General features: G+C 40.4%; 8 protein-coding genes, 3 tRNA genes, 1 rRNA gene and 2 pseudogenes. 13 read left to right on the top strand and 1 reads right to left on the bottom strand.

Going from position 1 to position 14,837, the window contains the following annotated elements:
• Positions 1-9: 9 nt before the first annotated feature.
• A complete protein-coding gene (argH, locus tag ACZ42F_RS05485; RefSeq protein ID WP_464280031.1) occupies positions 10-1,389 on the top strand; it encodes an argininosuccinate lyase in 1,380 nt (459 codons plus the stop codon).
• Here the strand turns inward: argH and ACZ42F_RS05480 are convergent.
• A tRNA-Sec gene (locus ACZ42F_RS05480) sits at positions 1,374-1,467 on the bottom strand. The two genes, argH and ACZ42F_RS05480, sit on opposite strands and share 16 nt — an antisense overlap.
• 167 nt (positions 1,468-1,634) lie before the next feature.
• Here ACZ42F_RS05480 and ftsH point away from each other — a divergent pair.
• The 12 genes and pseudogenes from ftsH to ACZ42F_RS05420 all read left to right on the top strand — a co-directional run bounded on the left by ftsH (position 1,635) and on the right by ACZ42F_RS05420 (position 14,743).
• Entirely contained in the window at positions 1,635-3,512 is a 1,878-nt protein-coding gene (gene ftsH, locus ACZ42F_RS05475) for an ATP-dependent zinc metalloprotease FtsH (RefSeq protein WP_464280030.1), read from the top strand.
• 14 nt (positions 3,513-3,526) lie between these two features.
• Positions 3,527-4,386, top strand: a pseudogene (gene folP, locus ACZ42F_RS05470) (dihydropteroate synthase).
• Entirely contained in the window at positions 4,373-5,128 is a 756-nt protein-coding gene (cdaA, locus tag ACZ42F_RS05465; protein ID WP_029966912.1) for a diadenylate cyclase CdaA, read from the top strand. The pseudogene folP and the gene cdaA overlap by 14 nt, the downstream one beginning before the upstream one ends.
• 2 nt (positions 5,129-5,130) lie before the next feature.
• On the top strand, positions 5,131-5,967 hold the full coding sequence (locus ACZ42F_RS05460) for a CdaR family protein (RefSeq protein ID WP_464280029.1): 837 nt from the start codon (positions 5,131-5,133) through the stop codon (positions 5,965-5,967).
• Positions 5,968-6,037: 70 nt separating this feature from the next.
• Positions 6,038-7,387, top strand: a complete 1,350-nt coding sequence (gene glmM, locus ACZ42F_RS05455; protein ID WP_464280028.1) for a phosphoglucosamine mutase — start codon at positions 6,038-6,040, stop codon at positions 7,385-7,387.
• Between the two features lie 15 nt (positions 7,388-7,402).
• Positions 7,403-8,273: pseudogene (galU, locus tag ACZ42F_RS05450) on the top strand (UTP--glucose-1-phosphate uridylyltransferase GalU).
• Positions 8,261-8,995, top strand: a complete 735-nt coding sequence (locus ACZ42F_RS05445) for a hypothetical protein (protein WP_464280027.1) — start codon at positions 8,261-8,263, stop codon at positions 8,993-8,995. The pseudogene galU and the gene ACZ42F_RS05445 overlap by 13 nt, the downstream one beginning before the upstream one ends.
• Before the next feature lie 3 nt (positions 8,996-8,998).
• Positions 8,999-11,281: a replication restart helicase PriA gene (gene priA / locus ACZ42F_RS05440; RefSeq protein ID WP_464280026.1), complete on the top strand. Its 2,283-nt coding sequence runs from the start codon at positions 8,999-9,001 to the stop codon at positions 11,279-11,281.
• A gap of 10 nt (positions 11,282-11,291) precedes the next feature.
• A complete protein-coding gene (gene asnS, locus ACZ42F_RS05435; protein ID WP_464280025.1) occupies positions 11,292-12,665 on the top strand; it encodes an asparagine--tRNA ligase in 1,374 nt (457 codons plus the stop codon).
• 253 nt (positions 12,666-12,918) lie between these two features.
• Positions 12,919-14,482 (top strand): 16S ribosomal RNA (locus ACZ42F_RS05430).
• Between the two features lie 89 nt (positions 14,483-14,571).
• Positions 14,572-14,650, top strand: a tRNA-Ile gene (locus tag ACZ42F_RS05425).
• Positions 14,651-14,667: 17 nt separating this feature from the next.
• A tRNA-Ala gene (locus ACZ42F_RS05420) sits at positions 14,668-14,743 on the top strand.
• The last annotated feature ends 94 nt before the right edge of the window (positions 14,744-14,837 follow it).

Raw genomic sequence — 14,837 nt, 5'->3', positions numbered from 1 at the left:
AACGAAGCTTTGGGGGGAAGATTCAAACAAGAAACCCTTCCTTTGGTGGAAGAATACACCCAGTCTGTAGAGTTTGATAAGGAACTATATTTAGAGGATATTAAGGGTTCAATGGCCCATGCCAAAATGTTGGGTAAGGTGGGCCTGCTTAGTGAAGAGGAAGTGCAAGCCATTTTAAATGGTTTGGAACAGATTAAAGCAGAGATTGAAAGTGGTAAGTTTGCCTGGTCCAAAAAGCTAGAAGATGTGCACATGAATATAGAGCAACGACTAACTGAAATCATTGGAGATGCAGGCAAAAAACTCCATACAGGTAGAAGTAGAAATGACCAGGTGGCTTTGGATTTCAGGCTTTTTGTGGATAAATGCTTAAGTCAGTGGCAGCAGGCTTTAACCTCACTTATTGCTACTTTAAATACCATGGCCAAAGAGCAACAGGAAACACTTTTGCCTGGCTATACCCACCTGCAACCTGCCCAACCTGTTTCTTTGGCTCAGCATCTTTTGGCTTATGCTCACATGTTTAAAAGGGATTACGAGCGTATCGTAGATGTAAAGCAAAGAGTGCGGGTGTCTCCTTTGGGTGCAGCTGCTCTGGCTGGCAGTACCTATTCTTTGAATCCCTTTTTAGTAGCTCAAGAAGTGGGATTTGAACAGGTATTTGCCAATAGTATGGATGCAGTTTCCGATCGAGACTTTGTGGCAGAGAGTTTGTTTGTGGCTACTTTGATTCAGATGCATCTAAGTAGATTGTGTGAAGAAATTATACTCTGGGCAAATCCCTGTTTTGGCTTTGTAAAACTTCCTGATGAATATGCTACAGGATCCTCTATTATGCCTCAAAAAAAGAATCCAGATGTAGCTGAAATAATGCGAGGTAAAACTGGAAGGGTGTATGGCAATTTAATTGCCCTTCTAACTATTTTAAAAGGATTGCCTCTTACTTATAATAGGGATTTACAAGAGGACAAAGAGCCCTTTTTGGATACGCATAAGACCATATATAATTCTTTAATTCTTATGAAAGGGATGCTGGCCAAGATAGAATTTAATGCTCAAAATATGTTTTTAGCCTTAAAGAAAGGCTATTTAAATGCTACAGAACTGGCAGACTATTTAGTTTTAAAGGGAATACCCTTTAGAGATGCTCATCATATTACTGGTAAATTGGTAGGCATAGCCGAAGAAAAGGGAGTGGGGTTGGAAGATCTGGAATTAAAGGAAATGCAGGCAGTGTGCCCTCAAATAGAGAGTGATGTTTTTCAAGTGCTTGATTATAAACAGGCTGTAAAAAGAAGAAATACCCCTGGAGGCACTGGTCCTCTTTCTGTGAGCAAGCAAATTGAAGAAATAGATAAGTGGTTAAAAGAAAATGGCGGAAGCGTATAGGAGTCGAACCTACCGACGACCTTTCGGCCGTCCACTGGATTTGAAGTCCAGGCGCCACACCGGTGACGATACGCTTCCACCGTCAAAACTCCTTTCTAACAAGATGGTTTTTTTTTGGCAAGTTTTAATTTTTTAGTTTTTTTAGTTAGATATGGGAAATTAAAGAAACTCTTTTCCCTTCATGGACAAGGACAAGTAAAGTGTTTATAGGACAATTTTTAATAAATTAATTGGATGGAGGTTAAATGAATAGCTTTTCCAAGAATTTAGTTCTCTGGATAGTTATCTCCTTGGTAATGGTGGTATTATTTAACTTGTTTAATCAACCCCAGGCTGGGCAGTTGAAACTAACCTATTCTGACTTTGTGCAAAAGGTAGAACATGGAGATGTTTTAGCAGTTAAAATCCAGGGTGATAAAATCAATGGTGTTCTTACTGATAATCAGCGTTTTTTTGTTTATAAAACAGACGATCCCGGTCTAATAAAGTTGTTATTAGCCAATAAGGTGCAGGTAGAAGCCCAACCTCAGGAAGAGACTCCCTGGTATGTGTCTGTTTTTGTTTCCTGGTTTCCCATGATCTTGTTAATAGGCGTATGGATCTTTTTTATGCGTCAGATGCAAGGAGGCGGAGGGAAAGCGCTTTCTTTTGGCAGGTCTAGAGCCAAGATGATTACTCAGGAAGAGATTAGGGTTACCTTTGCAGATGTGGCTGGAGTGGAAGAAGCCAAGGAAGAACTACAGGAAGTGGTGGATTTTTTGAGTAACCCTAAAAAATTTACCCGGTTAGGAGGCCGTATTCCCAAAGGTGTACTTTTAGTAGGCCCTCCAGGAACGGGTAAGACCTTGTTGGCCAAGGCTGTAGCTGGAGAAGCTGGAGTTCCTTTCTTTTCCATTTCTGGTTCAGAATTTGTGGAAATGTTTGTGGGTGTGGGTGCTGCTAGAGTAAGAGACCTTTTTATTCAGGCTAAGAAGCATGCCCCCTGTTTGATTTTTATTGATGAAATTGATGCTGTAGGTAGACAAAGAGGAGCAGGTCTGGGTGGTGGACATGATGAGCGAGAACAGACCTTGAACCAGTTGTTAGTAGAAATGGACGGTTTTGAATCCAATGAAGGTGTTATTTTGATTGCAGCTACCAATAGGCCAGATGTTTTAGACCCTGCTCTTTTGCGTCCAGGACGTTTTGATAGACAGGTGGTTGTGCCCAATCCTGACCTTAATGGCAGAAAAAAGATTTTAGAAGTGCATGTGCGACGCACTCCTATAGCTGAAGATGTGGACTTAGAAGTTATAGCCAGGGGAACCCCTGGGTTTTCTGGAGCAGACTTAGAAAATCTGGTCAATGAGGCTGCCTTACATGCAGCTAAGCTGGGTAAAGATAAAGTGGATATGGAAGACTTTGAACAGGCCAAAGATAAGGTGCTCATGGGTAAAGAAAGAAGAAGTGTGATTTTAAGTGAAGAAGAAAGAAAAGTTACAGCTTATCACGAGTCAGGACATACTCTGGTAGCCAAGTTTTCTCCCAAGGCAGACCCTGTGCATAAGGTTTCCATTATTCCTAGAGGAAGGGCTTTGGGCGTTACCATGCAACTACCCATTGATGATAGGCACACCTATTCCAAGACCTACCTGGAAAGCACCCTGGCCGTACTTTTGGGTGGTAGAGTGGCAGAAGAAATTGTTTTTGGAGAACTGACCACTGGAGCGGGAAATGACATTGAAAGGGCCAGCAAAATGGCCAGACGAATGGTTTGCGAATGGGGTATGAGTGAAACTCTAGGCCCACTTGCCTGGGGGGATAATTCCCAGGAGGTGTTTTTAGGTAGAGATTTAGTGCATCACAAGGATTATAGTGAGGAAACAGCCAAGCTAATTGATGCTGAAGTAAAGGCCATTGTGCAAAAGGCTTACCAGAGAGCCAGGACCATTTTGGAAGAAAATTTAGATACCTTGCATGCCCTGGCTAAAGCCCTTTTGGAAAGAGAAACTTTAAGTGGAGAAGAAGTGGATAAGATTTTAAAAGGAGAGTCTTTAGATAAGGTCAGTCTTGAAGATGACCCAAGCGAAGAGAATAAACAGGAACAAGACTCTTCAGGCAAGGAGGATTTTGAAATTTCCTAAAGAGGTAGGGAGAAGTGGAAGGTACAAAAAAGAAAAGTATCTGGAAAACTTTAAGGGGTAGCCTGAAGCCTACCCCTTTTTTAATTGTAGGCATCCTCAATGTAACTCCAGATTCCTTTTATGATGGAGGAAAGTATTTTGACCCTACGCAGGCTTTGGCCAGGGCTGGAGAAATTTTATCTCAAGGGGGAAATATAATAGATGTGGGCGGGGAAAGCACCAGGCCTTTTTCTCCCCGGGTATCCTTGGAAGAAGAGATAAAGCGAGTGATTCCTGTAGTGCAAGCTATTAAAGAGAATTTACCTCAGGCAGTGATTTCTGTGGATACCTATAAAGCTGAAGTAGCTAGAAGGGCTTTAGAAAAGGGTGCTGAAATTATCAACGATGTTTCTGCCTGTACTTTTGACCCTTCTTTATTAGAAGTTGTAGTGGAATATAAGCCTGGTTATGTTTTAATGCATAGCCTGGGACGGCCAGAAACCATGCAAGAAAATCCGCATTATGAAAATGTAGTAGAGGAAATATATGCTTTTTTCGAAGAAAAATTAAATTTATTGGTAAAAAAAGGTCTTCCTGAAGAAAACATCGTCCTGGATCCAGGGATTGGTTTTGGCAAACTCCTGGAGCATAATTTAGCTATTTTGGCCAATATAGAAAAGTTTTTTCCTTGGGCAGACCCCTTTATGTGGGGCTTTCCAATAAATCCATGTGGGAAAAGTTGCTAGGACTTAAAGTAGGAGAAAGACAAATAGCCACCCAGGTAGCTACAGCGCTTTTGGCTCAAAAAGGTGTTTACATTCACCGCGTTCATGAAGTAAAAGAAACCAAAGAAACCCTGACTATAGTTGAAGCTTTGAAAAATGCCAGTAATTGAATTCGGACACTTCACTGTTTCCTGGAGAGATATTGTAGATATTCTTATAGTTGGATATCTCTTTCACCTTATTATTCTCCTAGTTAAAGGTACAAGGGCTGTATCAGTAATTTATGGTTTGTTTGTTGTTATTTTATTTTATTATTTATCTGGAGAATTTGGATTTTATACTTTGCATTGGCTGTTGGGAAACTTCTTGGGTTCTATCTTTTTGGTTGTAATAATTCTATTCCAGAAAGATATACGAAGAGCATTGGCTGTTGTAGGGGCTAAAGGATTGTTTGCAAGGGAAAAATTAGAAGAGGAAGTATTAAATGAATTGGTTTTAGCTGTTGTAAAAATGGCAGATAAGAGAATAGGTGCGCTAATTGTTCTAGAAAAAAATATTCCTTTAGGAGATATTATAGAAAGAGGAGTAGAGATAAAAGCTAAAATAACCAAAGAATTACTTATGAGTATATTTTATCCTGGTTCACCTTTACATGATGGCGCTGTAATTATACGCCAGGGAAGGGTGGAGGCCGCTGGTTGTGTGTTGCCTTTGGCTGTAGGTATAAGTCCCAGAAGTGAACTGGGTACTAGGCATAGGGCTGCTATTGGAATAACTGAGGAAAGTGATGCCATTTCTATTGTGGTTTCAGAGGAACGAGGAGCTATTTCTGTAGCTATTGGGGGTAAACTTACCTCTGCCTTGGATGAAGTAAGGCTTAGAAGAGTAATTCAAAATGCATGGCAACGATAACAATGAAAGATTGGCAATATAGATTACTGGCTCTTATTTTAGCTGTTTTTGTCTGGTACTTGGTAAGTGGTAGAGAAAAGGTAGAATATTGGGTAGAAGTACCTTTGGAAGTAGTTTCTTTACCTTCTGATATGGTTATTATTGGAGGATTACCTTCTAAGATACAGGTAAGAGTTAGAGCAACTCGTACTGTACTAGAGAGATTACAACAGGAAAAATATAGTTATAGATTGAATTTATCTGATTTGTCTATAGGCTCTCAAGTAGTTATTTTAGAAAGTAAATATTTAAAGTTTCCACCTCCTGTTGAAGTAGTATCTATTCTTCCACCGCGTCTAGAATTGGACATAGATAAGATTATGAAGAAAAATGTTTCAGTGGAAGTTGTTTGGAAAACAAATTTTAAAAACTTTGCAGAATATTTTGATTTAAAAGAAATCTCTTATAATCCTCCAAAGGTTTTGATTTCTGGACCTAGCAGAATAATAAAAAATATAGATAAATTAAAAACAAAAGCTATTGAAATAGATCCTTTAAAAAATAAAATATATAGACAAAATGTTCCCTTAGATCTGGATGAACAAATAGAATCTGAAGTGGGTAGTGTAGACGTATATTTAGCAGTAGTTCCTAAAAGAAAGGAATTATGGCTGGTTAGAACCATTCATTTTTTAAATCCTGCTAAGAAGAAATTTAAACTCTTATCCTCAACTAAGAAATGCAAACTAAAGCTAGGCATACCTCTTTACTTATGGAAAAAAATAAGTGGAAAGAGAATTTTCAGGTGTTTGTGGAAATACCCAAAGAAAAAGGAGAATATGAGCTTCCTGTTCAACTAAAGGCTGCGCAAGATATAGTTGTTTTAGAAAAAAAGCCTTCTATGTTAAAGATTAAGGTGGAGTAAGAAAGATGGGAAAACTTTTTGGTACAGATGGAATTCGAGGACAGGCAAATATTTTCCCAATGCTTCCAGAAATTGCTTTAAGGGTTGGTTTGGCTGCAGGTCAGATTTTTAGAAATGGTGCCAGAAGGCATAGAGTGGTAATTGGCAAGGATACCCGTTTGTCTGGGTATGTGTTTGAAAGTGCTCTTACTTCTGGGTTTTGTGCCTCTGGTATGGATGTTTTTTTGGTGGGTCCCATGCCCACTCCAGCCATTGCTTTTCTGACCAGAAATATGCGCGCAGATGTGGGTGTGGTTATTTCTGCTTCCCATAACCCCTATATGGATAATGGGATTAAGTTTTTTGATAGCAGGGGATTTAAGCTTTCTGACGAAGTGGAAGAGGAAATAAGCAGGTTGGTTTTATCTCCAGATGTGGAGTGGGAAACTCCCAACTCAGATCTTTTGGGCAGAGCTTTTAAAATAGAAGACAGTCCAGGACGTTATATTGTGTATTTGAAAAATACCTTTCCCTGTGAACTTAGTTTAGATGGTTTAAAAATAGTTTTGGATTGTGCTCACGGAGCAACCTATAGAGTAGCTCCTTTAATTTTTGAGGAACTGGGGGCCAAGGTAATCAAGCTGGGTGTTGACCCCAATGGTTTAAATATAAATAAAAAATGTGGTTCTCTTTATCCTGAAGTAGCTGCTGAAAATGTTCTGGCTACAGGAGCAGATGTGGGCTTTGCCCTGGATGGAGATGGAGATAGGCTAATTGCCATTGACGAAAGGGGTGAGGTTCTGGATGGGGACCAGATTATGGCCATTTGTGCCAATTATTTGCTGACAAAAGATCTCTTACCCCAAAAAATTCTCGTAGCTACAGTGATGAGTAATGTGGCCCTGGAAATATTTATGCAGAACAAAGGTGGAAAGCTGGTCAGAACTCCGGTTGGAGATCGCTATGTGGTAGAGGAAATGGTAAAAGGAGGCTATGTCCTGGGGGGTGAACAGTCAGGCCACATGGTCTTTTTGGAGCACAGTACCACTGGGGATGGCTTGTTAACTGCTTTGCAGTTGCTTAAGATTATGCTGGAAACAGGGAAATCCCTTTTTGAATTGAAACAGATTTTACAACCCTATCCTCAAGAATTGCGTAATGTTCATGTAAAGGAAAAGGTGGATTACAGTCAAATTCCTGAGTTAAATAAGGCTTTGAAGGCTGCGGAAAAGGATTTAGCAGGAAAGGGAAGAGTGCTTTTGCGCTATTCTGGGACAGAGCCAGTGCTTAGAATAATGGTAGAAGCAGAGAGTCCAGATTTGGTTGAGAAGTGGCTTAACTATCTGGTAGAGGTAAGTGAAAAATATTTGGCTTAACCAAGAGGAGGAAAAATGAATATAACCAAAGTAGTTATCCCAGTAGCAGGGTGGGGAACAAGGTCTTTGCCTGCTACCAAAAATATTCCCAAAGAAATGCTTCCTGTATACAAAAAGCCAGCTGTCCAATATGTAGTGGAAGAGGCCATGCAAGCAGGTCTTACAGATGTAGTGTTTGTAAACAATCAAAATAAAAGGGCCTTGGAAGACCACTTTGATCGCAACCTTTCTCTGGAACTGGTCTTAAAAAGAGCAGGGAAAAAGATTTACTGGAAGAGGTGTTAAGAGTCTCCAATATGGTTAATATTATTTCTGTTCGTCAAAAAGAACAGTTGGGATTGGGACATGCAGTTGCCTGTGCTCAAGAAGTGGTAAAAAAGGAACATTTTGCTGTTTTGGTAGGAGATGATTTGATTTTTAGTGCTGAGCCTGCCATTGCCCAACTGGTAGAAGTGGCCAAGACTGAACAAATGCCAGTGGTAGGAGTAATGGAAGTACCTAAGGAAAAGGTTTCCAATTATGGTATTATTGGCGGAGAGGAAATTTCTCCAGGTCTTTTCGAGTAAAAAAGCTGCACGAAAAACCTAGACCAGAAGAAGCTCCTTCACGTCTGGCTGTGGTGGGAAGATATGTTTTGCCTCCAGATATCTTTAGTTATCTGGAAAAGGTGCAACCTGATTCCCAGGGAGAATATCAGCTAACAGATGCCTTACACTTTTTGGCCAGGGAAAACAGACTCTTGGCTGTAAAGGTAAGTGGCAGACGCTTTGATATTGGAGATTGGGTAGACTATCTTACAGCCAACATTTACTTTGGGCTAAAGGATGAAGAGTTAAAGCAAGAACTGACAAAAAGCCTGAAGGAGCTTTTGGCTTGCTCAAGTTAAAAAGGTTGTTTTTTATCCTGATATGTTTTTTTAGCTTGGTAATTACAGCTAACACTGCCAGGGCTTTTTTGCCTTCTTTAGAAACCATAGAGCAAGCCTGGCAGGAAAACTATTCCAGCCTTGAATCCTTTGCCTGTTTAATAACCTGGGAAAACTATCCAGACTTAACCACCAGAGTTTGGTTTAAAAAGGGAAATACCCTGGTTGAATGGGGAATAAAAAAGGAACAGGAGCAAATTTTTGGAGCAGTTTTATTTCAAAAGGAGCAGCAAGTTCTTTCTAGCTTTGACTTCACCTCTCCTTTACCCTTTGTGGTGTATTTTTTTTATTCCCCTGCCAAGTGGAAGCAACTTGGAGTGGATATTGAGAAAAGCAGATATGTTTTTTGGCAGGATAAACCTGGCTTGGAACTGGGAAAAGGTACACGAAGGGTTTATTACTTAAATGAATATTTTTATCCTTTGGGATTTAGTCTCGATGATGTTACTTTGATCTGGAAAAATTTTGTTTACCTGGGTAATTTCTATCTCCCAACCCAGGGCATTTTTATAACTCCCTGGGCTAAAGAAGAATTTTCTTTACAATGGGGAAGCTTAAATTCTTTGAACAATAATTTTTATTTTGAAACTAGCTATTTTCAAAAGAGATACTCTTCTTTGGGGTCACAAATTCCTGTTAAATATAATCCCTTATTTAAAAATATCCTGATTTTTCCCTTTTAATAGATGAATGTTGTTGATGTCTATATTTTACGAAACCCTTATGGTATTTTTAGGTACCAGGTTCCTGAAGTATTTAATTTTTCTCTGTTTAAAAAGGGTATTAGAGTATTAGTTCCTTTTGGAAAAAATAATACTTTAAGTTTAGGTCTGGTAAAAGATAAGTTAACCCTTGAAAAGAGTGATATTGAATTAAAGAATATTTTTTTTCCTCTAGATTACCATTTCTTTAATGAAGAACAAATTTTCTTAGCTGAAGATATTGCCAAACGCTACTTATGCTCTCCAGGGAAAGTTATTGCTTCCATAATTCCAGGTTCTTTAAAAAGAACTCCCCTTTCTATACAATGCATATTGTCTCGTTGCAATTTAAAATCCTTAACAAAAGATAGCTCCAGATATCTACAACTGGTAAACTTATGGAATTCTGGAAAACTTATAGATCTAGATCATAAGGATTTAATATTTTTAGAAAATAAAGAATATGCACTATCTTCATTTAAAAAGCAAGATAAGGATTTAATAAGTCTACTGCTTGAGGAAGAAAAAACATTAAGTTTTTTATTACAAAAGTTTAGTAAGAAAAAAATTATCTCTTTTTTACAAAATGATTTTGTAAAAATAAAAAAGAATGAAGATAATATTGGTTTTAAATTTGAAAAGTATACTTTGAACTCTACTCAAAATGAAATAGTAAATAAAATTAGCCAGGGTATTGAAAGTAAAAGCTTTAATTCACATTTAATCCATGGTATAACTGGTAGTGGTAAAACCTTTATTTATTTTGATCTTATTCGAAGGACACTGCAGCAAAAAAGAAGTGTTTTATTGCTTTGTCCTGAAATTGCTTTAGGCCTATCCATATTTAAGAGGGTTAAAGATATTGTTTCTTTTCCACATATTTACTTTTATACAGGAATCAAAAAAGATAAGGAAAAGAGAGAGATATTTTTGAAGGTCCTAAATAATATTAGTGTTGTAGTTGGAACTAGATCTAGTGTTTTTTTACCTTTTAAGAATCTTGGTTTAATTATAGTAGATGAAGAACATGTTGAGAGTTACAAGCAAGAACAGGGTGGATTTTTTTATCAAACCAAGGAGATTGTGCATTTTTTAGCCAAGAAAAATAAGGCTACATTGGTCTTAGGGAGTGCAACTCCAGATGTTAAAACCTATTATGCTGCTGAAAATAAAATTTTAGATTTACATATCCTGGATAAAAGATTTGGTAAAAGTGTTTCACCTGTAGTTAAAATATTAGATAAGAATAAAGAAAAAACAGTAGAAGGAATATTTACAATATATTCCTGGAATAAGCTAATTGAGTATATAAACTCTGATGAAAAAATAATAATTTTACATAATAAAAGAGGTTATGCTCATATTCTATATTGTACTCAATGTGGAGAGATAGTTAAATGTAGTAATTGTGATGTTACTCTTACCTATCATAAAAAAGAGGATAAACTTTTATGTCACTATTGTGGAAATGTGTTAAAAATGCCCGCAGTTTGTCCTAAATGCTTGTCTTCTTTTTTTAAATACTATCAAGAGGGTACTGAAAAAGTAGAGGAAATTATTCAAAGGAACTTTCCTCAGCTTGGAGTATTACGTTTGGATAGAGATGTTATAAAAAAGGAAGAGGATTTAAAACAGGTATTAAAAGAGTTTGAGCAAGGCGAGGCCAAAATTTTAGTTGGAACTCAGATGTTGAGTAAAGGGCATGACTTTTCTCAAGTAGGTTTGGGTATAGTACTGGATGGGGATTTTGGGTTATCTTTCCCTGATTATAGGGCCACTGAAAGGATGTTTCAGTTGTTGGTGCAACTTATAGGTCGAGTTGGGCGAAGGGATAAGCAGGGAGAAGTTTTGATTCAGACCAGAGACCCACAACATTTTTTTTGGGATTTAGTAAAAAAAGAGGACTATGAGGGGTTTTATAAACAGGAGATAGAGAAAAGGAAAATCTTTTCTTATCCTCCTTTTGTAAAATTGGGGTTAATTAAAGTTACTTTTCCCAAATCCTGGGCTCAAGAAGAGGAATTTTTAGGAGAACTAAAAAAATATTCTCAGTTGCTTGGTTTACAGTTTTCTGGCAAGGTGTTGGGACCTGTTCCGGCCATAATCGCTTATCTCAAAAAGCGGCAACGATATCATTTGTTATTAAAGGCAGATAACTGGTTGGCAATTAGAAAATTTTATTTTGATTTGGGGCAAAGATTAAACAAATTTCTTAAGCCTGGTAAGGTAAAACTGGACTTGGATTTAGATCCTTTAAGTATTTTGTAGGAGGGTGTTTATGCGCTTGAAGGTAAAAGAAGCCTTAAATGCTTTGGAAGAAAAACAGGGAATTGTCTTAAAAGGTTGGATAAGGACTAGAAGAGACTCCAAGGGATTTTCCTTTTTAGAGATAAATGATGGTTCTTGTTTGAAAAATATTCAGGTGGTTTTAAATTGGGAGAATATAGAAAAAGAATATCTTGCAAAGTTGACCACAGGTGCTTCTGTGGTGGTAGAGGGAGACTTGGTTGAATCTCCGGGCAAGGGACAAAAGTGGGAAGTTAGTGCCAGGACAGTGCTTTTGGTAGGAGAGGCTCCTGCTGATAGTTATCCTTTGCAAAAGAAGCGTCATAGTGACGAGTTCTTAAGGACCATTGCTCATCTTAGGCCCAGGACCAATAAGTATGGAGCTCTTAACCGGGTTAGGTCTGCTTTAGCCTTTGGGGTGCACAAATTTTTTCAAGAGAGAGGATTTTTTTATGTACATGCACCCATTATAACTGGTTCTGATTGTGAAGGGGCAGGGGAAATGTTTACTGTTACTGCCTTGGATTTAAAATCACTAAAAGGTAAGGTGGATTTTAAAGAAGATTTTTTTGGTCAAGAAGCCCATCTTACTGTTTCTGGACAGCTAGAAGCTGAAATTTTGGCCTGTGCCCTGGGAGATGTCTATACCTTTGGGCCTACTTTTAGGGCAGAAAATTCCAATACTCCCAGGCATGCTGCAGAATTCTGGATGATAGAACCAGAAATGGCTTTTGCTGACTTAAAGGATGACATGGACCTGGCTGAAGATATGCTCAAGTGGCTGGTTGGTTATATCCAGGAAGTGTGTAAGGATGAGATAGAGCTTTTTGGGCGTTTTTTAGATAAGGAGTTGTTTGCTCGTTTAGAAAGCGTACTCCAAGAGCCTTTTGCTCGCATCAGCTATACTGAGGCCATAGAATTACTTAAAAAGGCTAAAAAGGATTTTGAATATCCGGTGGAATACGGCCTGGATTTACAGACTGAGCATGAGCGTTATTTGAGCGAGGAGTATTTTAAAAAGCCTGTATTTGTTTTTGACTATCCCAAAGAAATAAAGGCCTTTTATATGCGTTTAAATGATGATGGTAAGACCGTGGCTGCCATGGACTTATTAGTGCCCAGAGTGGGAGAACTGGTGGGTGGTAGCCAAAGAGAAGAACGTCTGGATGTCCTTGTTGCCAGAATGAAGGAACTGGGACTTTCTGAAGAGGATTACTGGTGGTATCTGGACCTACGTCGTTTTGGCACTGTACCTCACGCAGGTTTTGGACTTGGTTTTGAGAGGCTCATTATGTTTATTACAGGAATTAGCAATATCCGAGATGTTATTCCCTTCCCCAGAACTCCTAGAAATCTGGAGTTTTAAAGAAGTTTTTAATTTTTATTTTTTTTTGCTTGACAAAGAGGCGGAAATATATAAAAAGCTTCCTCCTGCCGCGATGGCAAATTGTTCTTTAGACAAAAAAAGATTTAAAAAAAGATGAAAGAAAAAGTTGACAGAGAAGGTTAATCTGATTAAATAGATTCTTCTCTTGAGGCGAATAAGAAAATTCTTTGTTCTTTGTAAATTGAATAGCGAGAGTGATGGTGTGAGGTAAGGTTTAAGGAGTTTAGAATTATAACTGGAGGGTTTGATTCTGGCTCAGAATGAACGCTGGCGGCGTGCCTAACACATGCAAGTCGAGCGAGAAAGCCACCTTCGGGTGGTGAGTAAAGCGGCGCACGGGTGAGTAACGCGTGGGTTATCTACCTCTAGGACAGGGATAACACTGCGAAAGCGGTGCTAATACCTGATAAGCTAGTCAATTATTAAGTGGTTGGCTAGGAAAGGGTGGCCTCTCGGAGAAGCTACCGCCTAGGGATGAGCCTGCGTCCCATTAGCTAGTTGGTGGGGTAATGGCCTACCAAGGCTACGATGGGTAGCCGGCCTGAGAGGGTGACCGGCCACACTGGGACTGGAACACGGCCCAGACTCCTACGGGAGGCAGCAGTGGGGAATATTGGGCAATGGGGGAAACCCTGACCCAGCAACGCCGCGTGAGGGAAGAAGGCCTTCGGGTCGTAAACCTCTGTCAGGAGGGAAGAACCCTTGGTGGTCGAACAGGCTACCAAGCTGACGGTACCTCCAGAGGAAGCACCGGCTAACTCCGTGCCAGCAGCCGCGGTAATACGGAGGGTGCGAGCGTTATTCGGAATTACTGGGCGTAAAGCGCGCGTAGGCGGCATGGCAAGTCAGGTGTGAAAGGCCACGGCTTAACCGTGGGACTGCACTTGAGACTGCTGTGCTAGAGTTCGGTAGAGGGTAGTGGAATTCCCGGTGTAGGGGTGAAATCCGTAGATATCGGGAGGAACACCAGAGGCGAAGGCGACTACCTGGGCCGATACTGACGCTGAGGTGCGAAAGCGTGGGGAGCAAACAGGATTAGATACCCTGGTAGTCCACGCTGTAAACGATGGACACTAGACGTTGGGTGGTTAGATCCGCTCGGTGTCGAAGCAAACGCGATAAGTGTCCCGCCTGGGGAGTACGTCCGCAAGGATGAAACTCAAAGAAATTGACGGGGGCCCGCACAAGCGGTGGAGTATGTGGTTTAATTCGATGCAACGCGAAGAACCTTACCTGGGCTTGACATCCCGCGAACCTGCTGGAAACAGTGGGGTGCCCTTCGGGGAACGCGGAGACAGGTGCTGCATGGCTGTCGTCAGCTCGTGCCGTGAGGTGTTGGGTTAAGTCCCGCAACGAGCGCAACCCTTGCCCTTAGTTGCCATCGGGTAAAGCCGGGCACTCTAGGGGGACTGCCGAGGTTAACTCGGAGGAAGGTGGGGACGACGTCAAGTCATCATGGCCCTTACGCCCAGGGCTACACACGTACTACAATGGTGGGTACAAAGGGTTGCGAAGCCGCGAGGTGGAGCTAATCCCAAAAAACCCATCGTAGTTCGGATTGCAGTCTGCAACTCGACTGCATGAAGGCGGAATCGCTAGTAATCGCGGATCAGCATGCCGCGGTGAATACGTTCCCGGGCCTTGTACACACCGCCCGTCACACCACGAAAGCCGGTTCTACCCGAAGTCAGTGAGCCAACCCATAAGGGAGGCAGCTGCCGACGGTAGGGCTGGTGATTGGGGTGAAGTCGTAACAAGGTATCCGTACCGGAAGGTGCGGATGGATCACCTCCTTTATAGAGAAAGAACTCACCACACTCTCGCTATTTAATTATGAAGAGCAAGGAATAAGTTCTTTGAAAAGGAGTTAAGATAGGGTTTAGATGGGCCTATAGCTCAGTTTCGGTTAGAGCGCACGCCTGATAAGCGTGAGGTCGATGGTTCAAGTCCATCTAGGCCCACCATAAGTGGAGGAGTAGATGGGGGTGTAGCTCAGCTGGGAGAGCGCCTGCCTTGCACGCAGGAGGTCATCGGTTCGACTCCGTTCACCTCCACCAGGAAGAGAAGGGTTTAGAATGGAGTATCTAGGTGTAGACTTAGGTACTTCAGATAAGCCTAGAAAGGGTTCATTGAGAATTAAATAGGGGTAAA

Source organism: Desulfonauticus autotrophicus, from assembly GCF_055381725.1.
The sequence above is the reverse complement of the archived record's forward strand: the minus strand, read 5'-3'. Positions and strand labels throughout refer to the sequence as shown.